This is a genomic window from Stenotrophomonas hibiscicola ATCC 19867, assembly GCF_000382065.1.
GTDB classification, from domain to species: domain Bacteria; phylum Pseudomonadota; class Gammaproteobacteria; order Xanthomonadales; family Xanthomonadaceae; genus Stenotrophomonas; species Stenotrophomonas hibiscicola.
On record NZ_KB907499.1, the window covers coordinates 167,467 to 191,925 of the forward strand.

18 protein-coding genes are annotated in these 24,459 nt (G+C 67.0%); 4 read left to right on the forward strand and 14 right to left on the reverse strand.

From position 1 onward, the window contains the following. The first annotated feature begins 22 nt into the window (after positions 1 to 22). The 3 genes from G370_RS0105690 (at position 23) to G370_RS0105700 (ending at position 1,503) form a co-directional block, all read left to right on the forward strand. Complete coding sequence (locus tag G370_RS0105690) at positions 23 to 211, forward strand: hypothetical protein (RefSeq protein ID WP_019337695.1); 189 nt, start codon at positions 23 to 25, stop codon at positions 209 to 211. Positions 212 to 309: 98 nt separating this feature from the next. Next, a complete protein-coding gene (locus tag G370_RS0105695; RefSeq protein WP_019659723.1) occupies positions 310 to 948 on the forward strand; it encodes a DUF6766 family protein in 639 nt (212 codons plus the stop codon). Between the two features lie 3 nt (positions 949 to 951). Next, positions 952 to 1,503, forward strand: a complete 552-nt coding sequence (locus G370_RS0105700; RefSeq protein WP_019659724.1) for a cysteine hydrolase family protein — start codon at positions 952 to 954, stop codon at positions 1,501 to 1,503. 25 nt (positions 1,504 to 1,528) lie between these two features. Here G370_RS0105700 and G370_RS1000000121240 read toward each other — a convergent pair whose 3' ends face one another. The 9 genes from G370_RS1000000121240 to G370_RS0105740 form a co-directional block, all read right to left on the reverse strand. Continuing rightward, positions 1,529 to 1,762 (reverse strand): hypothetical protein, encoded by a 234-nt coding sequence (locus tag G370_RS1000000121240; RefSeq protein ID WP_080112502.1) that lies wholly within the window; start codon positions 1,760 to 1,762, stop codon positions 1,529 to 1,531. Between the two features lie 260 nt (positions 1,763 to 2,022). Beyond that, positions 2,023 to 2,472 carry a BLUF domain-containing protein gene (locus G370_RS0105705; RefSeq protein ID WP_026346989.1) on the reverse strand — a complete coding sequence of 150 codons (450 nt, stop codon included), beginning with the start codon at positions 2,470 to 2,472 and terminating at the stop codon, positions 2,023 to 2,025. Between the two features lie 210 nt (positions 2,473 to 2,682). After that, positions 2,683 to 3,528, reverse strand: a complete 846-nt coding sequence (locus G370_RS0105710) for an aldose epimerase family protein (protein WP_019659726.1) — start codon at positions 3,526 to 3,528, stop codon at positions 2,683 to 2,685. Further along, positions 3,518 to 4,555 (reverse strand): glycoside hydrolase family 43 protein, encoded by a 1,038-nt coding sequence (locus G370_RS0105715; RefSeq protein ID WP_019659727.1) that lies wholly within the window; start codon positions 4,553 to 4,555, stop codon positions 3,518 to 3,520. Before G370_RS0105715 ends, G370_RS0105710 begins: the two co-directional genes overlap by 11 nt. A gap of 16 nt (positions 4,556 to 4,571) precedes the next feature. Next, positions 4,572 to 6,056: an MFS transporter gene (locus G370_RS0105720; protein ID WP_019659728.1), complete on the reverse strand. Its 1,485-nt coding sequence runs from the start codon at positions 6,054 to 6,056 to the stop codon at positions 4,572 to 4,574. A gap of 59 nt (positions 6,057 to 6,115) precedes the next feature. Then, the gene (locus tag G370_RS0105725) at positions 6,116 to 8,809 is read right to left on the reverse strand and encodes a glycoside hydrolase family 3 protein (protein ID WP_019659729.1); all 2,694 of its coding nucleotides are present in this window, start codon (positions 8,807 to 8,809) and stop codon (positions 6,116 to 6,118) included. Then, positions 8,806 to 10,500, reverse strand: a complete 1,695-nt coding sequence (locus G370_RS0105730) for a glycoside hydrolase family 43 protein (RefSeq protein ID WP_019659730.1) — start codon at positions 10,498 to 10,500, stop codon at positions 8,806 to 8,808. Before G370_RS0105730 ends, G370_RS0105725 begins: the two co-directional genes overlap by 4 nt. A 53-nt stretch (positions 10,501 to 10,553) precedes the next feature. Further along, the gene (locus G370_RS0105735) at positions 10,554 to 12,506 is read right to left on the reverse strand and encodes a sialate O-acetylesterase (protein ID WP_080112503.1); all 1,953 of its coding nucleotides are present in this window, start codon (positions 12,504 to 12,506) and stop codon (positions 10,554 to 10,556) included. Positions 12,507 to 12,538: 32 nt separating this feature from the next. After that, positions 12,539 to 14,713, reverse strand: a complete 2,175-nt coding sequence (locus G370_RS0105740; RefSeq protein ID WP_050563253.1) for an alpha-glucuronidase family glycosyl hydrolase — start codon at positions 14,711 to 14,713, stop codon at positions 12,539 to 12,541. A gap of 92 nt (positions 14,714 to 14,805) precedes the next feature. On the opposite strand from G370_RS0105740, the gene G370_RS0105745 reads away from it, so the two are divergent. Further along, positions 14,806 to 15,858, forward strand: a complete 1,053-nt coding sequence (locus tag G370_RS0105745; RefSeq protein ID WP_026346992.1) for a LacI family DNA-binding transcriptional regulator — start codon at positions 14,806 to 14,808, stop codon at positions 15,856 to 15,858. 26 nt (positions 15,859 to 15,884) lie between these two features. Here G370_RS0105745 and G370_RS0105750 read toward each other — a convergent pair whose 3' ends face one another. From G370_RS0105750 to G370_RS0105770, 5 genes are all read right to left on the reverse strand, one after another. Next, positions 15,885 to 18,443: a glycoside hydrolase family 3 protein gene (locus tag G370_RS0105750; protein WP_019659734.1), complete on the reverse strand. Its 2,559-nt coding sequence runs from the start codon at positions 18,441 to 18,443 to the stop codon at positions 15,885 to 15,887. Continuing rightward, positions 18,440 to 19,849, reverse strand: coding sequence for a sugar porter family MFS transporter (locus G370_RS0105755; protein WP_019659735.1), 1,410 nt, complete (start codon positions 19,847 to 19,849; stop codon positions 18,440 to 18,442). Before G370_RS0105755 ends, G370_RS0105750 begins: the two co-directional genes overlap by 4 nt. Positions 19,850 to 19,880: 31 nt before the next feature. Next, the gene (xylA, locus tag G370_RS0105760) at positions 19,881 to 21,215 is read right to left on the reverse strand and encodes a xylose isomerase (protein WP_019659736.1); all 1,335 of its coding nucleotides are present in this window, start codon (positions 21,213 to 21,215) and stop codon (positions 19,881 to 19,883) included. A 43-nt stretch (positions 21,216 to 21,258) separates the two neighbouring features. Next, complete coding sequence (gene xylB, locus G370_RS0105765; protein WP_019659737.1) at positions 21,259 to 22,752, reverse strand: xylulokinase; 1,494 nt, start codon at positions 22,750 to 22,752, stop codon at positions 21,259 to 21,261. A 164-nt stretch (positions 22,753 to 22,916) separates the two neighbouring features. Further along, positions 22,917 to 24,446: a tryptophan halogenase family protein gene (locus G370_RS0105770; RefSeq protein WP_019659738.1), complete on the reverse strand. Its 1,530-nt coding sequence runs from the start codon at positions 24,444 to 24,446 to the stop codon at positions 22,917 to 22,919. Between the last annotated feature and the right edge of the window lie 13 nt (positions 24,447 to 24,459).

Consider the following 24,459-nt stretch of genomic DNA (forward strand, 5'->3'; position numbering starts at 1 on the left):
GTTCTCGCCGCAGGAGCTGCTCATGAACGACAAGTTGCCTTTCAATCCAACCACGGACGTGGACGATCAGTCGAAGGCCCACACGCCGGACAAACGTCGCAACGACCAGGCCAGGTGGAAGGACCACGACATGCCCGACGATGGGGACGGCCCCAAGGCGGTACCTGAAGACTACGAGCGGCCGGATCCTGACCCGACAGGCAAGCGTTGAGCCCGCCTCACATCCTCGATGCGCAGTGATCACGAGCCCTGCCCTCTTGCCCGCGCATGCTTCGGCACGGTCTCTGGAACAGCTGATCGAGGTGTTGCATGTGGAAACGCAACGGTCTCTCGCTGGTGCTGCTTGCACTCACCGTCGTGTTCATCGTTGGGCAGGCAGTTGCGGGGCACCATGTCCACAACCAGGAGTTGACGCAGCACGGGCGCGCGCCGATCGATCTATGGCACTACCTGGCGACCGGCCACTTCGTCAGCGCCACATTCGAGAACTGGGAGAGCGAATTCCTGCAGATGGGCATGTATGTTCTCCTGACCGTCACCCTTCGCCAGCGTGGCTCGGCTGAATCGCGGCCGTTGGATCCTGCACAGGAGCAGAGCCGCGTCGAGCCAGGACCTACGCCCTGGCCGGTGAGGCGTGGCGGCGTCTGGAAGGTGGTGTACGGTCATTCGCTTGCAATCGCCTTCGGGCTGTTGTTCCTGTTGAGCTTCACGCTGCATGCGTTGGGAAGCTGGCGAGCCGAGCAAGCCGAGCAGCTGTTGCGGGGCCTGCCCGCACCCGGCTTCCTGCAGCACCTGGCCAGCAGCACATTCTGGTTTGAATCGATGCAGAACTGGCAGAGCGAATTTCTCGCCGTGCTGTCCCTGGTTGTACTGACGATCTTCCTGCGCCAGAAGGATTCACCGCAGTCCAAGCCGGTCGAGGCCCCGCACGCACAGACAGGTGATTGAGCCATGGGACAGGATCCATCGACGGCGTTGCTGATCATCGACATGTTCAGCCGTTTCGACTTCCCCGGCGCGCAGGATCTTGCGCCCGTTGCGGAGCGGGCGGCCAGACAGATCCGGCGTTTGAGAGACCACTTCGATGACCGCAGGTGGCCGGTCATCTATGCCAATGACAATTTCTCCGACTGGAAGCGTGACTTCCGACAACAGGTTGCGCAGTGCAGGCGGGACGGGGGCGCAGCCGGGCGGATAGCCGAGCTGCTCTCGCCCCTGCCCGATCACTACTTTGTACTCAAGCCCAAGCACTCGGCGTTCCTCGCCACCCCGCTGCCGGTCCTGCTGGCCAAGTTGGGCGTGCGCCGACTTTGGCTCAGCGGGATGACAGCCGATTCGTGTGTGCTGGCAACCGCGTTGGACGCCAACGCCAGGGAGTTCGACGTCGTCCTGGCAAGGGAGGCCGTGGCGGGGATGCCGTCACAGAAACAGCGAGCAATGGCGCTGCTCGCCGATTCGGGGGCAGCCCGGGTGGCACGAATTGCTTCTCTGGTGCCGGCATGACCAGCGGGATGGAGCAGCATTCGGCTCAAGCCCGGTCTGCGACACCCTTTACACCGGCATGACCGGCGCAATGTGCGCAGCAGAAAATCCGGCCGTTTCCCTCGACACCGTGTCCGATGACGACGCAATCGCAGTGGGCGCAGCGCGGGGCGAACGCATGGATCGCGCATTCGAAGGAATCGAACGTGCCGCTACGCCCGCCTTGCTGTACGGTGAAGCTCTTGTCGTAGTCGTTGCCGCAGACATCACAGGTAGCCATCGGGCACCTCCTGCTCTGGAAGGAGCCTGCAGTGTGGCCATCACGGATGTCGGCGGCAGTGAAAGCACCGTGTCACGACTGTGCAGGGTCTTCACGCGGAGAGCGGCATGGCACCTGCCCTGCATCGTCCGTCCGGACCTGTCCAATGAACCGGCACGCCAGCATGATCTGCACGATGCAGTGATCGCGGGCAGTGCGGGTTGACTGGAAATGCAGGAGATGACTGCTCGCCCGTAGCGTACGTTGGCAATCCCCTTGCGTTATGCGGCAAGGGCGTACGGCTCCACCAGTCCCACCAGCAGATCCATTGCCGATTGCCCACCGGCCGACGTATCGCCACGCTGCACGAAGCCGACCCAGTCCGCGTGGGCCAGCGACTTCAACTGCCCGGGCTCTACCGCAAGCCAGCGCATCGGCCAGAACGGCAGGCGCCGGTTGCCCACCCTGCCCCGCTGCAGCTCCACCAGCCCTGCGTGGCTGGTTGCGCCCAGCACACGCGCGTACGCCACCCGCAACCCGTCCTCCGGTCCCTCCATGTACTGGAGAAACCGCCCGCCATCGAAGAGAAGCACGCCGGTAACGCCGGCGTCCCGGTTGAAACGTGCGGCGTTGTCGACCAGCTGGTCCAGCCTGTTGCCCTCCTTGCGCCCGTTGTCGCCCACAACAGTTGGGCTGGCTTCGCTGACGTATACCACTGCCCTGATAGGCATCGGTTGCTCCTGTGACGAATCCCCCCAGATTCCGATGGCCTCACCGTAGCCCATCCGAGGACCTGGGATGTTCCCATCGTGTGTATTCCGTGATCCGATCGCCACTATCCGACCAGCGGTGCACCTTTCCTCGGCGTGTTCAGGATCCGCAGCCGGTCGTCCTGCTGTGCCGGCACCGCAGGTTCGGGGAGACGCATGCCAGTGCCAGGCTCACGCCCTGTCCGCTGCCCACGCCAGGTCGAACGTCAACGCGAGGCGCTGGCCGGGCTCCAGCCGGTGCGGCGCCAGCGTGAAGCCGTCCGGCGGGCCGCTCTGCGGCTCCACACAGGTGGCGTGCGGCGTGCCGTCGTAGACCACCCAATGGTCGTGGTCCGAGCGCAGCCGCAGGTGCTGGCCTTCGCGTATCAGCGTGATGTCACTGTCGGCGATGAAGCAGTCATCCCAGGGACCGGTAGTGGGAGCCACACAGGGCAGCGTGGCAATACCTTCCCCGTCCCGCGGGTACATCGCACGAGGCGTGAACAGCAGCCGGTCCGGCTTCCGGAACCAGGGATGCCAGCCCAGCACCGCCGGCATCGCCTGCTCGCCGGCCTGGACCGAAAGGCGCATCTGCAGGGTGTGGGCCTGCAGCTGCAGGTCCAGCATGGCGATGCCACCGAAGGGCCAGTAGCCGTCGCGCGGTAACGCCAGCGACAACCTGGCTGCCGCCGCATCCAGCCGGTCGATCTGCCACGGTCGCGAGAAGCCCAACCCATGAATGGCGTGCCCGTTGAAGTTGAGCGGCAGCCGATGCGGCCTGCCGTCAAAGTGGAACGTTCCATGGCGGATGCGCCCCGCCCAGGGCACCATCGGGTAGCAGCCCCAGGCGATCGCAGCCACCCCGCCTTCCTGCGCATCCACCAGCCACTCCACGCCCCGGTAACGCAGGTGCGCCACGCGCCCGCCCGCCCCTGCGGCGAGCGCAACCTCCAGTTCGCCGCATCTCAGCCAGTGCAGTTCACCGGCCGGCAGCGGGGCCAGCGCATCATCCACCGGCAGCATGCGCTCAGGCCCCATACGGATTGATCGTGCGGATGCTTCCGTCCGGCTCCATGTGCAGCGGTGTGCACTTGGCCGAGCGCAGGTGGGTGATGCCGCCGGACATCAGTGCATCGTGATAGAACAGGTACCACTGCCCTTCGAACTGGCAGATGGAGTGGTGGGTGGTCCAGCCCACGACGGGGGTGAGGATCACACCAGCGTAGGTGAACGGGCCATACGGGCTGTCGCCGATGGCGTAGCACAGCTGGTGGGTGTTGCCAGTGGAGTACGACAGATAGTAGCGACCCTGGTACCTGTGCAGCCACGGGCCTTCGAAGAAGCGGCGCGCATGGTCGTCCGCACGCAGCGGCTGGCCATGCTCATCCAGGATCTGCACTTCGCGGGTGGGTTCGGCCAGCTCGGTCATGCAGGCGTCCAGGCGGCCCACGCGCGGCCCCAGCGCCGGCGCGCTGCCCTCGGGTTCCTCGTGGGCCTCGCTGTACTGGTTGTCGCGATACTTCTGCAGCTGCCCGCCCCAGATGCCGCCGAAGTACAGGTAGTGGCTGCCATCCTCGTCTTCGAACACGGCCGGGTCGATCGAGTACGCGCCCTTGATCGGCTCCGGCTGGGGCACGAACGGGCCCTCCGGCCGCGTACCGATCGCCACGCCGATGCGGAACCGGCCCTCGGCGTCCTTGGCCGGGAAGTACAGGTAGTAGTGGCCACCGCGGCAGGCGGCATCGGGGGCCCACATCTGTTTCCGCGCCCAGGGCACGTCGCGCACGTGCAGCGCCATGCCGCAATCCATGGCCGCGCTATCGGGCGTATCCATCTTCAGCACATGGTAATCCTGCATGCCGAAATGGCCACCTTCGTCGTCAAATGGCTGGCCACCATCGATGTCGTGCGAGGGATAGATGTACAGGCGCCCCTCGAACACGTGCGCCGAAGGGTCGGCGGTGTAGATGTGGGTCACCAGCGGTTGCGAAATGGCGTGCGCGGTGAGCTGCGCAAGACGGGCTTTGCTGGCCTGGCCGTCTTCGCCGGCATGGAGGTCGATCATGGTTGTCATCTTGGCGTTACGCGGAGGCGTCGGCGGAACGTCGACGCAGGTGGAGGTCCTGCTCGATGCGGGTTTCGGTGCGCTTGTCGATCCTGTAGAAGAACAGCAGCGCCACGGCGAGCAGGAAAGGAAGGGAGCAGTAGACGCTTACGGTCAAGCGGATGCCCTGCACCACGCCCTCAGGCTGTTGCGCCAGTCCTGCCTGGTAGCCGTAGTGGGCAAGGATCGCGGCGACCAGCGCGCCTCCGACGCTGAGGCCGATCTTCAGCCCGCACAACATCGCCGAGAAGATGATCGCCGTTGCCCTTCGATGGTTCTTCCACTCCGAGTAGTCCGCGACGTCGGCGATCATCGCCCACAGCAACGGGATGGTGATGCCATAGCAGAAGCCATGCAGCATGAAGGCTGCGAACGCCACCGCCACCGCCGTCGGGGGGAACAGGTAGAAGGCCAGCAGGAACAGGGTCGAGACAAACAGGGCGCCACCGAAGACATCGCGCTTGCCGAAGCGATCCGCCAGCCGCCGTGATGCGCCGATACCCAGGATCATGCAGAGGATGCCGCACGCGTTGAACAGGCTGAACACCGAGGTGGCCGCATCCTTCGGCCAGGTGAACGCCGCGAAACCGGCGCTGGCGAGGGCGCCATTCAATGCACGGATCAGGCCGTTGAAGCCAGAGTTTTCCAGGAAGCCGGCCAGCGCCGCTTCGCTCATGTAGTACTGGAAGTAATAGATGTAGGTGCCGCCTTTCAAGGCCAGGTTGATGAACACCAGCACGGTCAGCGCCAGCATCACCTGCCACGGGCGGTTGTGCAGCAGGTCCGACAGGTCCTGCACTATGCCGCCGGTCTGCTCGCGCGTCGGCACGATGCGTTCGCGAGTGGTGGCGAACGTGATCAGGAAGAACGCCGTGCCGATGATGGCGAATGCGGTCATGACTTGCTCGAAGCCGCGCACCCGGTCGCCATCGCCCAGGATCAGCACCATCGGCATCAGCAGCACCTGGATGATGAACTGCGCGACCATCACAGCCACGAAGCGGTAGGCCGAGAGGCTGTTGCGCTGGGCCATGCTGCCGGTCAGCACGCCGCTCAGCGCCGAGTACGGCAGGTTGTTCGCGGCGTAGACGCAGACCAGCAGCGCGTAGGTGGCCAGTGCATAGATCACTTTTCCGCGCTCGCCCAGGTCCGGGGTGCTGAACGCCAGCAGCGACAGCACGCCGAACGGAATGGCTGTCCACAGGATCCATGGGCGGAAGCGGCCCCAGCGTGTGGACGTGCGGTCCGCCGCGATGCCGATCAACGGCGTGAACACGAACGCACCCAGCAGGCCCACCACGAAGATGATCGTGGCCGCGGTGGCAGCCGGCAGGCGGTAGACGTCGGTGTAGAAGAACGCCAGGTAGGTGATCAGGGTCTGGAAGATCAGGTTGGCGGCGAGATCGCCCAGGCTGTAGCCGAGCTTCTCGCGTACCGATAGCGCGTGTTCAGTGCTTGCCATGCAGCGGACGTCCTTGAAAAGGAATCTGGTCGAAGCGGAATCGATGCCGGCGGGGATGATCAGTCATGCGCGGGCACCACGGTGAACCTGCCCTGCGCACGTATATCGGCACTGGACGCCCCCACCCTGACCTCGTAGGCACCGGGCTGCACCGCGTACGCCGCGCGCGCCTCGTCATAGTGGCGCAGGGCCTGCGCCGCCTCCAGGGTGAACGTCACCGTGCGGCGTTCGCCCGGAGCCAGCTGGACGCGCTGGAAGCCACGCAGTTCCTGCACGGCGTCGCCGCTGCCAGCGTGCTCGCGCCGCACGTACAGCTGCACCACTTCGTCACCGCTGCGCGCGCCCGCGTTGGCCACATCCACCGCCACGCCCAGGCGGCCATCGGCACGGACACTGTCTGCATCGAGGCGAAGCGTTGCATAATCGAACCACGTATACGACAGACCGTGACCGAACGGATACAGCGGCGTGCCGCGGAAGTAGCGATAGGTGCGGCCCTCCATGGCGTAGTCGTCGAATGCCGGCATCGCTTCGCCGGCCTTGTAGAACGTGACCGGCAAACGGCCGGCGGGATTGACGTCGCCAAACAGCGCCTGACCGACTGCGGTGCCGCCGCGTTGCCCGGGGTACCAGCTCATCAGGATCGCCGGTAGATGCGCCTGCGCCCAGTCCACGGCGATGGCCGAGCCACCGGTAAGCACCATCACCACCGGCTTGCCGGTGCCGTGCAGGGCCTCCAGCAGGGTGCGCTGCGGCGCGGGCAGCCGCAGGTCGGTACGGTCGCCACCGGCAAAGCCCGGGTAGTTGACCGTCATCTCTTCGCCTTCGACATCGCCGGTGAGTCCACCAACGAACACCACCACATCGGCATCGCGTGCGGCATCGAGCGCTTCATCGAACGGTGCCTTGGCGCCGGGCATGCGCCAGCCCAGGCGCACGCCGGCATCGCGCTGGTCGTCGTAGTACTCCAGCTTCAGCTCATAAGCACGCCCGGCCTGCAGGTCGAGTTCGACACCCTCGGCATGCAGGCGATCCGTGTTCACCCAGTGATCGATCACGCGCTTGCCGTCCAGATAGAGGCGGTAGCCATCATCGCCGGCCACCTCCAGCCGGTAGCGACCGGACACGGGCGGCAGCAGTTGGCCGCTCCAGCGGATGCTGAAGCGGTCGTTGGGTATGCCCTGCCCTGGTGCCGCTTCGCCGCGAGCCAGCAGGTTGTCGGTCGGCGAGCCGCGGTCCCAGCGGAAGCCGATCTGCGCGTCGGTACGCACCAGGGCCGGAGTGCCGGACAAGTCGGGCGTGCGGAAGTACTCACCGCGCAGGCCGCGCTCGGGCGACTCCGCCGAGGACCGCAGATAGGTCGGCTCGATCAGCGGTGTGGCGCCGGGATCGTCGCGGCCCTCCACCAGGTCGACGCCGCGGGCATAACGCACTTCAACGCCCTTGGCCGCCTCGCGTATGCCCTGCAGGATCGTCACCGGCGCCGCCGGTGTGCCGAAGTAGTTGCCGAGCAGTGCCATGGTGTCGTCGGCAGTGGGTCCGACCACGGCAATGCGCTTGATGTCGCGCGACAGTGGAAGGATGCCGTCGTTCTTCAGCAGCACGAGCGATGCCTGCGCGGCCTTGAGGGCCAGCGCATCATGGGCCGGCGCCTGGTTCAACGAGGCCGGAGTGCGCGCCCAGCGCACCCGCTCCGGCGGATCGAACATGCCCAGGCGCATCCGTGCGGTGAACAGGCGGGTCACCGCATCGTCGATCTCCGCCTCGCTGATCAGCCCTTGGCGCACTGCGGCAGGCAGCGTTGCGTACTCCTGGCCGCATTCCAGCTCGGTGCCGTTCCTCACCGCCAGCGCCGCAGCGGCTTCGCGCGTGGTGACGATACGGTGGTGCTTCCAGATATCGACGATGGCCCAGCAGTCCGAGACCACGTAGCCCTTGAAACCCCAGTCGCGTCGAAGCACATCGTGCAGCAGGAAACGGCTGGCACTGGCGGACTCGCCGTACACGCGGTTGTAGGCGCCCATGACCGCATCCACTTCGCCCTCCTTCACCAGCGCCTCGAACGCCGGCAGGTAGGTGTCATACAGGTCGCGCCGGCTGGGCCGTGCATCGAAGTGATGGCGGTCGGCCTCCGGTCCGCTGTGCACGGCCAGATGCTTGGCGGTGGCGTCCAGCTTGCGGTAGACGGGGTCGTCGCCCTGCAGGCCACGTACGAAGGCCACGCCCATGCGCGCGGTGAGGTAGGGATCCTCGCCGTAGGTCTCCTGTCCGCGCCCCCAGCGCGGGTCGCGGAAGATGTTGACGTTCGGCGACCAGAAGGTGAGGCCCTGGTAACGGCCATGCGCGCCTTCGCGGAGGAACTGGTGGTGCTTTGCGCGGGCCTCGTCGCTGATGGTCGTGGCCACCTGCCCCATCAACGGAACATCGAAGGTCGCGGCCAGGCCGATTGCCTGCGGAAACACCGTGGCCTGCCCTGCCCGTGCGACGCCGTGCAGTCCCTCGTTCCACCAGTCGTAGGCGGGTACCCCCAGCCGTTCGATCGCCGGCGCCGCGTTCTGCATCTGCGCGGCCTTCTCTTCCAGCGTCATCTGCGCGACGAGTGCCGCGGCCCGTTGCTCGAAGCTGGCCGAAACGTCCAGCCAGGGCCGCGGCGCAGCCGCGGACGCGGCGGCAGCCACACAGGTCAGTACGAACAGGGCGATCCCACCGCGCCAGGTACGGCGGCGGGCCTTGGACGAAATCGACAGCCTCATTTGCTTCTCCCGTTGCGCTCGTCGCGCGCGAAAGGACCCAGCAGTGCGCCCACGAAGCCGCCTGCCCGGTCCGTACTCAGAACGGTGCCGTCCACCCCGCCTGCGAGCAGTTGCCAGCCCTGCCCATCGCCGGTGTCGAACGAGAACGCATAGTCGCCCTCGTTGCCGGCAATCTTCAGGCGCAGTGCTGCAGGCACCGGTACTTCACGGCTGGCCAGCGTCCGCGTGCTGCGGCCACCGTCGCGCGCTTCGAGGAAGAGCGAGAGGCGCCCCCCGCCAAGGTCACGAACGCCAAGGAAGTACCAGTACGCCTCGCTCTGGAACGCCGCCAGGCCGGCGGCGACTCCGGAAGCTGGCGGGGTCATCGCGGTGCTCGCCTCGAAGCGCAGATGCTGCTGGCGCCGGCCGAGAAACGCCGGATTGCGCAGCGTGTCCAGATCCTCGGCGAGCGGGTGCACGGCCAGCATGCCGGGGCGCATGGCCAGGTCGGCCCAGGCATGCCTGGGCACCCGCACGCGCAGCCACTGTGGATCAAGCGTCGGGCCATCAAAATTGTCGCGCGCTACGAAATTGCCGGTCGAAGGGGCCTGGGATGCCTCGCCCTGCATCCACGCGGGGGCCTTGACCGCATAGGGAATGGCCTGGTCAACCGGCAGGATCTGCGGCCAGCCATCCTGCCAGCGTACCGGCAACAGGTAGGTCTCGCGCCCGGTGTTGTAGTGCCGCTTCTGGTAGTTGCGGCTGGCCAGGAACACCGCCCACCACGAGCCATCCGGGCCTTCGACCAGGTCGGCATGGCCGGCATTGGTGATCGGAAGTGGACGGTCGTCCGGCAGTTCTCGTTGGGTCAGGATCGGATTGCCCGTATAGGGAACGTAGGGGCCCCACACCGTGCGGCTGCGCAGCACCACCTGCGAATGCTGCGGCCCGGTACCTCCTTCAGCGTCGGACAGGTAGTACCAGCCCTCCCGCTTGTAGATGTGCGGTCCCTCGATCCAGATGGGATTCTTTGCCGGCTCCACGCCTCCATCAACCAGCACCCGGCGCGGCCCGACCGGCCTGAATGCCGCCAGATCGATCTGCTGCATCCAGATGGCGCGGTGCCCGTCGTAGCGCGGCGGGCCGGGCGGTGCATCGTTGTTGACCAGGTATACCTTGCCGTCATCGTCGAAGAACAGTGACGGGTCGATGCCATCGATGCCGGGCAGCCAGTGCGGATCGGACCACGGACCGGCCGGATCGCGCGCGGTGGCGATGAAGTTGCCACCACTGTCGGTGGCGGTGGTGACGACGTAGAAGGTACCGTCGTGGTACTCGATGGTCGGCGCGAAGATGCCGCGCGAGACGCTCAGGCCGTCGAAATCCAGTTGCGTGGGGCGGTCAATCACATTGCCGATCTGCTTCCAGTGCACCAGGTCGGCACTTTCGAACACCGGAATGCCAGGGAAGTAGGTGAAGCTGGAATTGACCAGGTAGAACCGGCCGTTCGCGCGCACGACGCTGGGATCGGCATGGAAGCCGGCCAGGACAGGATTGCGGTAGTGGCCGGCCGGCAGCGGCACTTCAAACGCCTGGTCATTGCCGCGGTACTCGAACCAGTCGAAGTACACCGGGGGAGCATCCGGTGGCGCGCTGGCCCGGGTGGTTGCGGCCGACAGCAGGAACAACGCCCCCAGCAGGTGGCGCGCCATCGACCTCAGGCCGGCCCTGTCGCGGGCCACAGGGGATTGCTTGGACAACGTCATCATCGTCGGGCCTCGGCTTCGGCAATGGGAAGTTCGAACGGGCCGGCCGGCGCCCCGCTGCGGTCGCGCAGCGTGCACACCGGGCCATCGGCCCAGCAGTAGCGCACATGCGTTGCGCGCGTGGACAGCGGGCCGCGCAGCAGGATCCGGCGCGCATCCAGTCCGGCATCGGCGTACTCGCAGTGGCGCGTATGGCCCCTGGCCTCGCACAGTTCAAAGCCGATCGGACGCAGTGCGCCGGTCGCGGTGAGCGCGCCTTCGACATCCTCGAACGCAATGGCGACGCCCTTGGGCGTCCGCACGGCGGCGACCGCTCGCGGGCCCGACGGTGCCATGCCCTGCTCGCCGTACACCACATGGCGCGCCACGCGCGCCAGGCGGCGCCCGAGCTCCTGCTTGTTCGGCGGATGGATGTCGTAGGCGTCGCCGATGTCGATGGCAATGGCAAGACCGCTCTGCGCATCCTCGGCCGCGACGCGCCGCTGCGCCTCACGCACCTGCGCCCAGCCGCTGTCGGCGGGCGCAGCCGGCGGCTGGCCGTAGCCGGCCAGTTGTACCAGCAGCAGTGGCGTGCGCGCACCGAACTGCCGTCGCCAGTCCTCGCGCAGCGCACGCAACCGCACTGCATAGGCCGCACCATCGCCGGTGTTCGATTCACCTTGATACCAGAGCATGCCGCGCAGCCCGAAGCCCCCGAGTGGTGCGATCATTCCGTTGTACAGCGTCGACAGCCCGGTGGCGGCCTGCCAGGGGGCAAACGGCGGCGCCTGTTGGCCCGGCGCAACCCGATACATCCACGGTCCCTGCAGTGGCACCCGCTCGCCGGTATCGAACTGCAGGCGGTGTGCCGTTGAAGGGCCGGCCAGGCCGCCTTCGCCGTAGGTGTCCAGCACGTTGACCGCAATGCTGTTGGATCCTGCCTTCAGCAGGCCATGTGGCAACGGATAGCGCCTCTCGCCGGCGCCGTACTGGCTGCCGACGGCGACCCCGTTCACCCAGGTCACGTCCACCTCGTCAGCCGATGCCAGCTCCAGGGTCGCGCCGCGTGCAGCCTGTTCAGCGCTCAGCATCACCTGCGTGCGATACCAGACCATGCCGTTGTAGTCGGCAAGTGCGGGCTCGTTCCACCGCTCCCATGCGCCCAGTGTGGCCGGTGCGCGCGACCATCCGCGGTCATCGGCATCCGCCCGCCATGGTGCGTCACCTGACAGTGCGCCCTCGCGTGTGGCCCACCAGTGCTGCCAGTAGCGGCCCCAGGCTGCGCGTGCCTCCAGCGGATCACGCGCAGACCGCGCGAGGATATCGAGGGCCTCATCCAGGCCGCCCTGCCCGCGCAGTGCACCAACGCTGGACCAGGCCTCGATCCGCGAGCCACCCCACGCCGCCTCGATCAGCCCCATCGGCACGTCGACCGTGCGCTGCAGTTCGCGCGCGAAGTAGAAGCAGGTGGCGGAGAAATCGCGCACCGCATCAGGCGTTGCCGATGTCCAGGCAGTGCTGTCGTTGAAGGTCTCCTGTGCCTGCACGGCGGCGTGCTGCGGCACGGTGAACAGCCGGATCCGTGGCATCGTGGCTGCGGCGATCTCGCTGGCTGCGTTGAGCGAGCGCCACATCGGCAGCTCCATGTTCGACTGGCCCGAGCACAGCCACACGTCGCCGACCAGCACGTCGCGCGCCATCTCCCGACGCGTCCCAGCGTTTACCTCCAGCGTGTACGGACCGCCCGCGGCCACCGGGGGCAGCATCGCCTGCCAGCGGCCTGCGGCGTCCGCCCGGCTGCTCACCGCCTGCCCCGCAAACGTCACGGAAACCGGCTGCCCGGGGCTTGCGTGCCCCCAGACCGCAATGGGCCGGTCACGCTGCAGGACGGCGTGATCCCTGAACAGCGGATGCAGCAGTCCCGTCGTCTCCCGCGCCGCGGCCGGCATCGCCACTACTGCCGCAGCCATCATCAACAGCACACACCCGACCGCTCCGAACCTGCTCATCGGCCATCCCCCGGTGCGAACGGAAACTGCAACGCCTGGTAGTACGACAATGGCTGCGGCGGTGGCCGTTCGCCGGCGGGCAATGGCCGTCCGCTGAGCGACTGGAAGTACGCCACGCTGGCGTCACGCCACCATTGCGCTTCGTCGTGCTGGATCTGCAGGAACGCAGCAACGTGCCGATGCCGCTGCGGATCGATCCGGTCGCTCAGGCCGGCCCAGGTGTCCTGCATCGACCGCACCTGGCGCACACCCCGCGAATAGCGCCCGACCAGCTCATCCCAGAGCGTCCCGCCCGAGCGCATGCGGTGATCCCACGGCACATGATGGAACCACAGCAGCAGCGACTCGGGCACCCGCTCGGGGTCGCCATAGATCTCGGCGACCTGCGGGGCGTACTGGCCTACGGCGTTGCTTCCGCCTGCGCTGCGATCAAAACCGATGCCCTGGCTATCTGCGCGGTGGTAGTAGACCGACGTCCAGTCCGCACGCGGGCCGCCGTCCACCCAGGGGCCGGGGCCGTAGTGATGGCCGCGTGCCATGAGGTGATGCAGGCCCAGCGGCGTCATGTAATCCACTGCCGCCTCGCGCGAGTCCATCATCATCCGCACGATCGGGCCGGTCACCTGCAGGTCGGGCGAGAACGTCAGCGCTGCCCAGTCTTCGGCAATCGCGCGCGCGGATTGCTGCGGGTTCCAGGCCAGTCGGCCGAAGGCGTACCAGTTGGCCTGGTCGAAGTGCGAGCCACTCCAGGTACGGTCCATGCCGATGTTGGCGACGCCGGCGATACCGGTGAGTGCGTGGCCCTCCAGCGAACCATCGACCACGCGGGCAACCGTGGAGCCTTCGCCACGGGCATGGGTGTCGGCCTGCAGCACTTCTTCGTAGAGCGTTCCCAGGTACACCAGGTGCGTCGCAAAACCCAGGTACTCCTTGGTGATCTGCAGCTCCATCATCAGCGGCGTGCGCGGCATCGCGCCAAACAAGGGGTGGAACGGCTCGCGCGGCTGGAAGTCGATGGGGCCGTTCTTCACCTGCACGATCACGTTGGGGCGGAAGGCGCCGTCCAGCCCGACAAACTCGCTGTATGCCTGCTTGGCGCGATCTTCGGGGACCTTGTGCGAATACACGAAGGCCCGCCACATCACCACGCCGTTGTAGGGCGCCAGCGCGTCGGCCAGCAGGTTGGCGCCGTCGGCATGGGAACGACCGTAATCCTGCGGGCCGGGTTGGCCCTCCGAGTTCGCCTTGACCAGGAAGCCGCCGAAATCCGGTATGTGCGCATGGATCTCATCGACCTTGTCGCGCCACCAGCGCCGCACGCCGGGATCCAACGGGTCAGCCGTCGCCAGGCCGCCGAGCTCGATGGGCGCACTGAAGCGTGCGCTCAGGTAGACCCGGATGCCATAGGCGCGGAACACGTCGGCCAGCGCGGCGGCCTTGGCCAGATAGGCCGGCGACAGGCTCAGCGCACTGGCGTTGACGTTGTTGAGGACGGTGCCGTTGATGCCGAGCGAAGCGTTGGCACGGGCGTAGTCGGTGTAGCGCGGGTCACGCCATTGCGGCAACGTCTGCCAGTCCCACAGCGAGCTGCCCGCATAGCCACGCTCGACGTAGCGGTCCAGGTTGTCCCAATGGTCGAGCACACGCAGTGCGACCCGCGGCGACTCCCGCACGTTCAGCCCCTGCAGCGGCATGCCACGCTGCAACAGGCGCAGCAGGTGGAACGTGCCATACAGCACGCCGACATCCCGGCGTGCCGCCACCAGCAGCACATCGCGCCCCTCGGTCCGGACCTGCCGGATCAGGAAGCCCTCGTCGCCCAACGTCGCGATCTCGTTGCCGAACGCGGCAACCAGCGCCGAAGACTGCGGCGTACCCAGCACCAGGGCATGGTCAGTAGTGATTGCCGTTCGCATTGGCGGGGCCGTTCCCAGCAATCCAGAAAGGCTCCGCGCAAGCTCGTCGCGGGTGGCGCGCTGCATCGGCGTGCGATCCGGGGCGACCACTTCGGCCAGTTGCCGCCGGTAATCGGCAGCAACCGTTGCGGCAACCGGCTGGTAGCGCATCCACAGCGCATAGCCATCCTCCGCCCGTGCCCCGCCAGCACAGGCCAGCAACACGAGCACGGCGCACAGGCGCGTGCCGACAGCACACAACAACGGCGTTAACATGCGCCTTTGTAGACTACGTCCGGGCCCGGGGCAGCGCATCATCGTCCTTCGCACCCGCGCGGCAGCGCCACCAAGAACAAAGGGATCGTGCATTGGACAAGCCGAAGAAATCGGTTCGCCGCAGAACCGCAGGCGTGACGATCGACGAGGTTGCGGCCCTTGCCGGCGTTTCGCCTATGACCGTGTCGCGGGTGATCAACCAGGGCAAGGTGCGCGACGTCACCCGCGAGCGCGTGCTGCGCGCCGTGCGCGAGCTGGGCTATACGCCCAATCTTGCCGCCAGTTCGCTGGCCGCTGCACAGCACACGCGCATTGCGCTGATCTACACCAACCCCAGCGGCGCCTACCTGCGCGAACTGCTGGTGGGCCTGCTGCGCGTCGCCTCCAGTTCCGCCATCCAGCTGGTCATCGACTACTGGGACAACCTGGATGCCGAATCCGAACGCAAGGCGGCGCGTGCGCTCGCCGGACGCGTCGACGGGGTGATCCTGCCGCCGCCCCTGTGCGAATCGCAGGCCGCCGTAAGCGAACTGGTCAAGGCTGGCATTCCAGTGGTGGCCATCGCATCGGGGCGCCTGAGCGAGGCCCTGTCCTGCGTCCGCATCGACGATTTCAGTGCGGGCAGGGAAATGACCGAGCACCTGCTCCGGCAGGGACACACCCGCATCGGTTTCATCCGTGGGCGCGATGACCTGAGCGCCAGTGCGCTCCGTTACGACGGCTTCGTCACCGCCCTGCGCGAGGCCGGGCTTGCGGTGGAGCCTGGCCTGGTCCAACACGGTGACTACACCTACCGGTCCGGCCTGGCTGCCGCCGAAACGCTGTTGTCCCAACGCCGCCCACCGACCGCGATTTTCGCCAGCAACGACGACATGGGCGCCGCCGCCATCTCCGTCGCGCACCGGCGCGGGCTGGAAGTGCCGCGCGACCTGTCGGTCGTGGGTTTCGATGACACCTCGGCCGCCACCACCGTGTGGCCGGAACTGACCACGATCCACCAGCCCATCGCCTCGATGGCCAACGCGGCCGTCGACATCCTGCTGCGCACCATCCGCCGTCCGGCGGCGGACGCAACGGTGCTGCGCGATCATGTGATGCCGCATCGGCTGATCGCACGCGGTTCGGTAGCCGCGCCGCCCCGGTAGCGGTAGCGGTAGCGGTAGCGCAGGCATCATGTACCGCATCCGAGGGTGACCTCGGCTTCGTTCAGTGCGCCCAGCGCGACGCGTGACACGGAGATCGTCATCGCATCGCCCGTCACCACTGACCACGGTCGGTCGATCGCGTCCAGCTTGGCGCCCGCCTTGGCCAGGCACTTCAGTGGCACGCCAACACGCTTCCACTGGCCTTGTGGAAGCGCCGCCAGCGAGGCCCCGATGGCGATGCGTGCCGAGCAGCCCGCGCCGCAACCGACCGACAGCCACGCCTCACCCTGCGGCGCAGCGTCGACCCGCAGCGTGGTCAGCAGCATCAGGTCGCCGTTGGATTCGCGCTGCAGATCCAGCGCCGTGTGCGACTGCAGTGCAGCGACGGCCTCGCCATTGCCCGACCAGGCCAGGCGTCGCCCATCCTCCTGCGCCAGATGATCCACGCCGGTGATCTTCAGCCGATCATCGGGCAATGCATCCGGCACGCGGGTCACGGTCAGGCCCTGGCCTGCGGCCTGCTCAAGGCGCAGCGCCATGCCGGGGCCTGCATCACCGCGGGCGAAGAACACGCCGGTCGCGCCCTCGTTGCCGGTCGCGCCCGATGCCTCCGGCAGCGCGGCCAGGTCGCCGTTGTCGGCGTAGGTCAGGCCGAAGCCGAACGCAAACAACGGATCGTAGTCCTTCTGGCCAACGTTGTTGGCGTACTGGGTGGCAGTGCGCGGCCAGCTGAAACTGAGCTTGCCCTTGAAATCGTGCTGCACGCGGCCATCGCTTCCGCGCAGCAGTACATCGGCAATGCCGGCGCCTTCCGAGCCCGGCAGCCATGCAGCCACGAAAGCATCGGCGGCATTGATTTCCCGGTTCACCCAGAGCGGCCGCCCGCTCAGGAAGATCGCGACAACCGGTATGCCGTCGGCCTTGAGCCGCTTGAGCAGCGCCAGGTCCGTTTCGTTGCCGGGCTTGTAGGCCAGCGTCGGCCGGTCTCCCTGGAACTCGGCATAGGGGTCTTCGCCAAACACCACCACCGCGACCTCGGGCTTCACTGCATAGCGACCATCGACGGCAAGCACGGCTTCACCACCGGCCGCCCTGGCCTGGCGCGCGATGCCCTCGTAGATCGTGTCCGCATTGGGGAAGTCCTTGCGGCTGGTGCCGGTGCCCTGCCAGTTGAGCGTCCAGCCGCCGGCCTGCTTGCCGACATCGTCGGCACCGTCGCCGGCCACGAGGATCCGCTGCTTCGGCGACAGCGGCAGGAGGCCGTTCTGGTTTTTCAGCAGGACCAGCGATTCGCGCACGGCCTGCCGGGCAACCGCGCGATGTGCCGGCGCGCCGATCAGTGCGAACTGCCCACCAACGGCCCGTGTGGATGGCCTGCCGGCCTCGAACAGCCCAAGGCGGAACTTGACCCGCAGGATCCGGCGCACCGCATCGTCCAGGCGTTGCGGCGTGATCCGCCCATCCTTCACCGCAGCCAGCGTCGTCTCGTAGAAACCCTTCCAGCTGTCCGAGGCCATCGCCATGTCCAGGCCCGCGATGATGGTCGCGGGGCAGTCTGTGGCGGTGCAGCCCTTGACCTGTCCATGACCATTCCAGTCACCCACCACGAAGCCACCGAAGTTCATGCGGCCCTTGAGTACATCGGTAAGGTAGTGCCGGTGCCCATGCATCTTTTCACCGTTGACGCTGTTGAACGACGCCATCGCGGTCTGCGCGCCGGCGGCGATTGCCGGCGGATATCCGGCGGCGTGGATGCGCACCAGGTCCGGCTCACTGATGCGGGTGTCGCCCTGGTCCTTGCCGTCGGTGGTGCCGCCATCACCGAGGAAGTGCTTCACCGAGGCGATCACATGGCGGCCATCGAGGAACTCCGGCGTTCCCACCCTGCCCTGCAATCCCTCCACCATGGCGGCGGCATAGCTGGCCACCACGTCCGGCGATTCGGAGTAGCCTTCGTAGGTGCGTCCCCAGCGATCATCCTGGGGTACGGCAACGGTCGGCGCGAACGTCCACTCCATGCCGGTGACGCGGGTCTCCAGCGCGGTAATGTCACCGATCTGCCGCAGCAGCGCCGGATTGCGCGTGGCGCCCAGCCCGATGTTGTGCGGGAACAACGTGGCACCCATGATGTTGCTCTGCCCGTGCACGGCATCAATGCCGAACAGCAGCGGAATGGCCTTGCCGCCTTTCGAGGTGTCCATCGAGGCGTCGTAGAAGGCGTCGGCCAGCGCCAGCCATTCGGCCGGCGACGCGTCATAGCGGCCACCGGGATCGGAGTTGCCACCGGCCAGGATCGAGCCGAGCCGGTAGCGGCGCACGTCATCGGGGGTGACGCTGGCGATGTCGCCCTGCACCAGCTGGCCGACCTTTTCCTCCACCGTCATGCCGGCCATCAGGTCGGTGATGCGCTTCTCCAGCGCCGGGTCCGCAGCCAGGGGCCAGATGACCTCCGGCCAGGGATCCTTGTCGGTGGCTGCGGCGGCGGCAGCCCGGTCCTGGCCGCGGCAGCCGAGCAATCCCAGCATCAGTGCGGCGACCAGCGCGCCGCTGCGGATTACCAAGGCCTGCGATGTCATGGTGCTCATCCTTCCATCTGCTCCAGTTCCTTGCCCTTGGTCTCGTGCACATGCCGGACCACGAAAATCACCGAGATCACGGCAGCCACCAGGTAGATGCCGTAGGTGGCCGCCAGCCCTGCCGCGGCCAGCAGCATCGGGAACGTCACCGTGACCACGAAGTTGGAGGTCCACTGCGCCGCGCCGGCGACTGCCAGTGCCGAACCGCGGATCTGGTTCGGGAACATCTCGCCCAGCATCACCCACATCACCGGCCCCCAGGACAGATTGAAGAACACGACGTAGGCATTGGCCGCCACCAGCGCCAGCGTGCCCATGCGGCCGGGCAGCTGCAGATGCCCGTCGACCAGCGAACCGCTGGCAAACGCCACCACCACCAGTGCAAGCGACAGCGACATCCCGGCCGAGCCGAACCACAGCAGGGGTTTGCGGCCGATCCGGTCGATCAGCAGCACGGTGACCACGCAGGCACCGATGCTCAGCGCGCCGGACAGCACGTTGATCAGCAGCGCGTCGTTTTCGGAAAAGCCGACCGCCTGCCACAGCACGGCGCCGTAATAGAACACCACGTTGATGCCGACCAGCTGCTGGAAGCAGGCCAGCCCGACGCCGACCCAGACAATCGGGCGGATCCGCCTTGTCGCCCGGCTCTTCAGGTCGGACAGTCGAGGGCGATGATGGTCGTTGGACAACGAGGCATCGATCTCCTCGAGCGTGGCGCGGGCCTTGTCGCTGCCCAGCAGCCGGGTCAGCACCCGCAGTGCATCGTCCTTGCGCCGCTTCACCACCAGGTAGCGCGGGCTCTCAGGAATGGTCAGCAACAGCAGCAGGAACAGCAGCGATGGCGCGGCCTGCATCCAGAACATCCAGCGCCAGGCGGCCTGCCCGCCCCACAGCGGTTCGGTCGACGCGCCCGCTGCGGCCGCCAGCAGGTAGTTGGACAGGAAGGCAGCGGTGAGGCCGGTGATGATCGCGATCTGCTGCACGGTAGCCAGGCGGCCGCGATAGCGGGCCGGAGCGACCTCGGCAATGTAGGCCGGGGAGATCACGCTGGCCGCGCCGACCGCGAATCCACCCACCACCCGCGCGGCAATGAACCAGCCCGACGACACCGCCGCCCCGGCACCGAGTGCCGACAGCAGGAACATCACTGCCGACAGGATCAGCACGTTGCGACGGCCCAAGCGGTCGGCCAGCCGGCCTGCACTGAACGCGCCCACCGCACAGCCCAGCAGCATCGACGCGATCTCGAACCCCTGCATCCACTCACCGGACCGGAACGCCTGGTGCAGGCCATCCTGGGTGCCATTGATCACACCGCTGTCGAAGCCGAACAGAAAACCGCCAATCGTCGCCACCACGCTGATCAGTACGATCAGTCGTGTGTTCTCACCGCTGCCTGCTGCCTGGTTCATCCCCGTCCCCTTGAGTGCGCCGTTGCCGCGCTCAGCGCAGCAGGTACTGGTTGAGCAGGTTTTCGTAACGCTCCTGCTTGCCGCTGGCCTGGCGCGGTTCGCCGAGGCGGGCGGCCAGTGCCGCCAGGTCCGGCAGGCTGAGCGTGCCACGCTCGAACTCCTGGCCGGCGCCACTGTCGAAACTTGCGTAGCGCTCCTTGCGCCATTGCTCCCAGGGAGACTCGGTCAGCAGTGCATGGGCAACCTCCAGGCCGCGTGCGAACGCGTCCATGCCACCAATGTGGGCAATGAACAGATCCTCCAGGTCGGTCGACTCACGGCGCACCTTCGCATCGAAGTTCAACCCGCCCTCCAGCCCACCCTGGCGCAGCACGACCAGCATCGCGCCCACGGTGTCGTACAGATCGCTGGGGAACTGGTCGGTGTCCCAGCCGTTCTGCGCGTTGCCGCGGTTGGCATCGATGCTGCCGAGCAGGCCATGATCGGACGCGACCTGCAGGTCGTGCTCGAAGGTATGGCCGGACAACGTGGCGTGGTTGGCCTCGATGTTGAGCTTGAAGTCCTTGTCCAGCCCGTGTTCCTTCAGGAAGCCCACCACCGTGGCACTGTCGAAGTCGTACTGGTGCTTCATCGGCTCCATCGGCTTGGGCTCGATCAGGAAGTTGCCCTTCAGGCCGATGCTGCGGCCATAGTCGCGGGCCATGGTCAGGAAGCGTGCGAAGTGCTCGATCTCGCGCTTCATCTGCGTATTGGCCAGCGACGCATAGCCCTCGCGCCCGCCCCAGAACACGTAGTGCTCGCCACCGAGTTCGACCGTGGCCTCCAAGGCGGCCTTGACCTGCACCGCGGCGCGGGCCACCACGGCGAAATCGGGATTGGTCGATGCACCGTTCATGTAGCGCGGGTGCGAGAACAGGTTGGCCGTGCCCCACAGCAGCTTGACGCCGGTGGCCTCCTGGCGCGCCTTGGCCAGGCCCACCATGTGCGTGAGGTTCTTCTGGTACTGGCCGATATCATCGGCATCCGGCGCCAGGTCGATATCGTGGAAGCACCAGTACGGCACGCCCAGCTTGGTGAAGAACTCGAACGCCGCGTCCACTTTCGCTTCGGCCGTGGCCAGCGGCGAGCCCGCCTCCCACGGGAACTGCCGGGTACCCGGGCCGAACGGATCGTGCCCGGCATTGCAGAAGGTATGCCAGTAGCACACGGCAAAGCGCAGATGCTCCTGCATGGTCTTGCCACCGATGACCCGGTTTGCATCGTAGACCTTGAAGGCAAGCGGATTGTCCGAGCCCTTGCCCTCGAACGGAATGCGGCCGATGCCGGGGAAGTATTCCTTGGCGCCGATGAAGGGCTGCGTGCTCATGGTGCGTGCTCCTGTCGTTGTACGGGGTGTCGTGGAGGAGCCATCAGCCGCGCTGCAGCGGCGTGATGGCATCAAGATGACTGAGGAAGCGTGCGTAGGCCCGTGCATAGGCATCGCTGCGGTCCGGATCCGGGCGCGCGGAGAGCGTGGGATCGACGGTGACGTGCCGTGCGGTGATGTCGCTGATCGAAGTGGCGTTGCCCTGCGATCGGGCGAGCGACCACAGCGCCTGTAGCGCCGCTCCAAACGCCGCGCCTTCGGCCTGCACCGGGACCTCCACGGGCAGGCCGAACACATCGGCCACCAGTTGACGCCAGGCAGCGCTGTTGCTGCCACCGCCGGTGAGTACGATGCGATCAAACTGCATGCCCGCGCGGACGAAGGCGTCGTAGCCGTACCTCAGGCTGTAGGTCGCGCCCTCCATGGCGGCGCGGTAGAGGTGCGCCGGAGTGAAGTTGGCGGTGTCCAGGCCGGCCAGCACACCCTTGCCGAGCGGCAGGTCCGGCGTACGCTCGCCATTGAGGAAGGGCAGCATCACCAGCCCGCCTGCTCCCGGTGGCGTCGCGCGCAGGTGCGCATCGCCGTCGCGAGTGCTGAAGCCGAAGGCACGGGCCACCTGTTCGGTCGCCACGGTGCAGTTCATGGTGCAGATCAGCGGCAGCCATCCTCCCGTGGACGAGCAGAACGCGGCCCAGGCGCCGTCCGCGTCGATCACCGGCGCGCTGGAATAGGCGAACAGCGTTCCAGACGTTCCCAGGCTCATCGCCAGGCGTCCTTCGGTGACGCAGCCAGTGCCGATCGCGGCCATCATGTTGTCGCCGCCGCCAACGGCCACCTTCACCGCCGCTGCAATCCCGAGCGCGGCCGCGGCCTTCGGCGCGATATCAAAGAGGGCGTCGGGTGCGGCGATCGGAGGCAGGCAGGCGGCAAGATCACGATCAGGATCGGTGGCGCGCAGCAGTTCCTGCGACCAGGTGCGTGTGCGCACGTCCAGCCAGCCGGTTCCGGACGCATCGCCAAGCTCGCAGAACCGCTGCCCGGTCAACACGAAATTCAGGTAGTCGTGTGGCAGCAGGATGGTCGCCAGCCGCGCATAGGCGTCGGCACGGTGGATCCGGGTCCAGGGCAGCTTGGACGCTGTGTAGCCGGCCAGGATCGGGTTGCCCGCCAGCGCGATGGTCCGTTGGAATCCTCCCACGGCGTCCATGATCTGGATGCATTCGGCCGAGGTGCTGGTGTCGCACCACAGCTTGGCCGGCGCCAGTACCTCGCCAGCATCATCAACCGGCACGAACCCATGCTGCTGCCCCGATACCGCCAGTGCGACGATGCGAGCGCGCAGCGAGGGGTCGATCCTGGCAAAGCAGTCGCGCAGGGCCGACACCCAGTCGGCAGGCGCCTGTTCACGGCTGCCGTCGGCACCGCTGTCCAGCGTGAGCGGCGCGCTGGTGACGGCGGCCACCGCTTGCGCCTGCGGGTCGTAGACCAGCACCTTCAGGCTCTGCGTCCCTGCATCGATCCCTGCAACCAGACCCATCGAAACCGCCTCCGATCAACAAAAAGGTAGCGCTAACATTCCGTGGACTCAAAAAGGGGGCGTGCTGCCCGGCCCCCTCGTTGCCACCGCATGCGTCATCGCCTGCGGTGTTCCCGCACTGTAACCAGCTGCAGCGGAAAAAGCGTGCTGCAACGCAAAACCTGCTATGCGTTTGCTGCCGTCGAACGCCACACGTCAACGCCGGACCTGCAGTACTGCGCGATGAACTCCGCCTGGGTCGGCATCTGCGCGGCGGCCTGCTGCACCGGCTGCTGGATGCCCTTCAACAGGGTGCGCAGATCGGCGTCGCTCACTGCCCGCGCCAGCGGATGCGGCGGGCCTGGCGGAATGCCCTGCCCGAGCAGCACGCTGGTCCAGGACTCGATGCGGAACAGCTCGCCGGGGTCCTGCCAGGCGTGCGCACGCTCGCGCCACGCCTGCAACCGCTGCTGCAGCGATCCGGGCACGCTCATCTCGCGACACGCCTTCCACATCGGTTCGGTGCGCTGCGTTGCGTGATAGTGCAGGATGATGAAGTCGCGCACGTGCTCCATTTCCTGGCGGCTGACATCGTTGTACAACTGCACCAGCGACGCACTGATGCCGTCGAACGGGAACAACTGGATCAGGCGCACCACCGCGCTGATCGTCAGATGGATGCTGGTCGACTCCAGTGGCTCGATGAAACCGCTGGCCAGCCCGAGCGACACCACGTTCCCGTTCCAGGCCTTCAGCCGGCGCCCGCTGCGGAACGGCACGTTCCATGGGTCGCGCAAAGGTGGAGCCCCTGCATCGCGCAGCAGTTTCGCGGCGGCCTCGTCATCAGACAGATGGCGGCTGTCATACACCAGCCCACAGCCAACGCGGTGCTGCAGCGCGATGTGCCAGCGCCACCCCGCCTCGTGGGCGATCGCCCGGGTATAGGGCACCGGCGGCGCCACCGCTTCGGTCTGCACCGCCACGGCCCGGTCGCACGGAAGCCATTCGTGCCAGTCCTCGTAGCCGGTGCCCAGCGCCTGCTCGATCAGCAGGCCACGGAACCCCGTGCAGTCGATGAACAGATCGCCCTCGATCACCTGGCCGTCGTCCAGTACCAGCGCCTGAACCGAGCCGTCGTGCGCGTGCTGCCTGACCTGGGCGATCCTGCCTTCGATCCGGCGCAGGCCGTTGGCCTCGGCCCTGCCGCGCAGGAACCGCGCATACAGGCTGGCATCGAAGTGATACGCATAGCTGGCCTGCGGCTGGGTGTGCAGCGAGAAGCGGTCGCCGCGCGACGCGATGCTCTCCAGGCAGAAGTCGCCCAGGTCCGAGGGCATGCCGCGGCGCAGGCTGTCCAGCCAGAAGTGATGGAAGGGAGCCGCCCAAGTGCCATGGCCGATGGTGCCGAACGGATGGAAGAAGCGATCCCCGGGCAGCCGCCAGTTCTCGAACGAGATCGACAGCTTGAAGGTGCCGGCCACCGCGCGCAGGAACTCCTGCTCGTCAATCTGCAGGAAGCGATGAAAGGTGCGGATCGGCGGCACGGTGGACTCACCGACGCCGACCGTGCCGATCTGCTCGGACTCGACCAGCGTGATCTGCAGCTGGTCACGGAACTGATGCGCCAGCGCGCAGCCGGCCAGCCATCCCGCTGTACCCCCACCGGCAATGACCACCTTGCGGATGCGCCCTACAGGCGTGCTCTCGGTATCCAACGCGGTGCCCTCT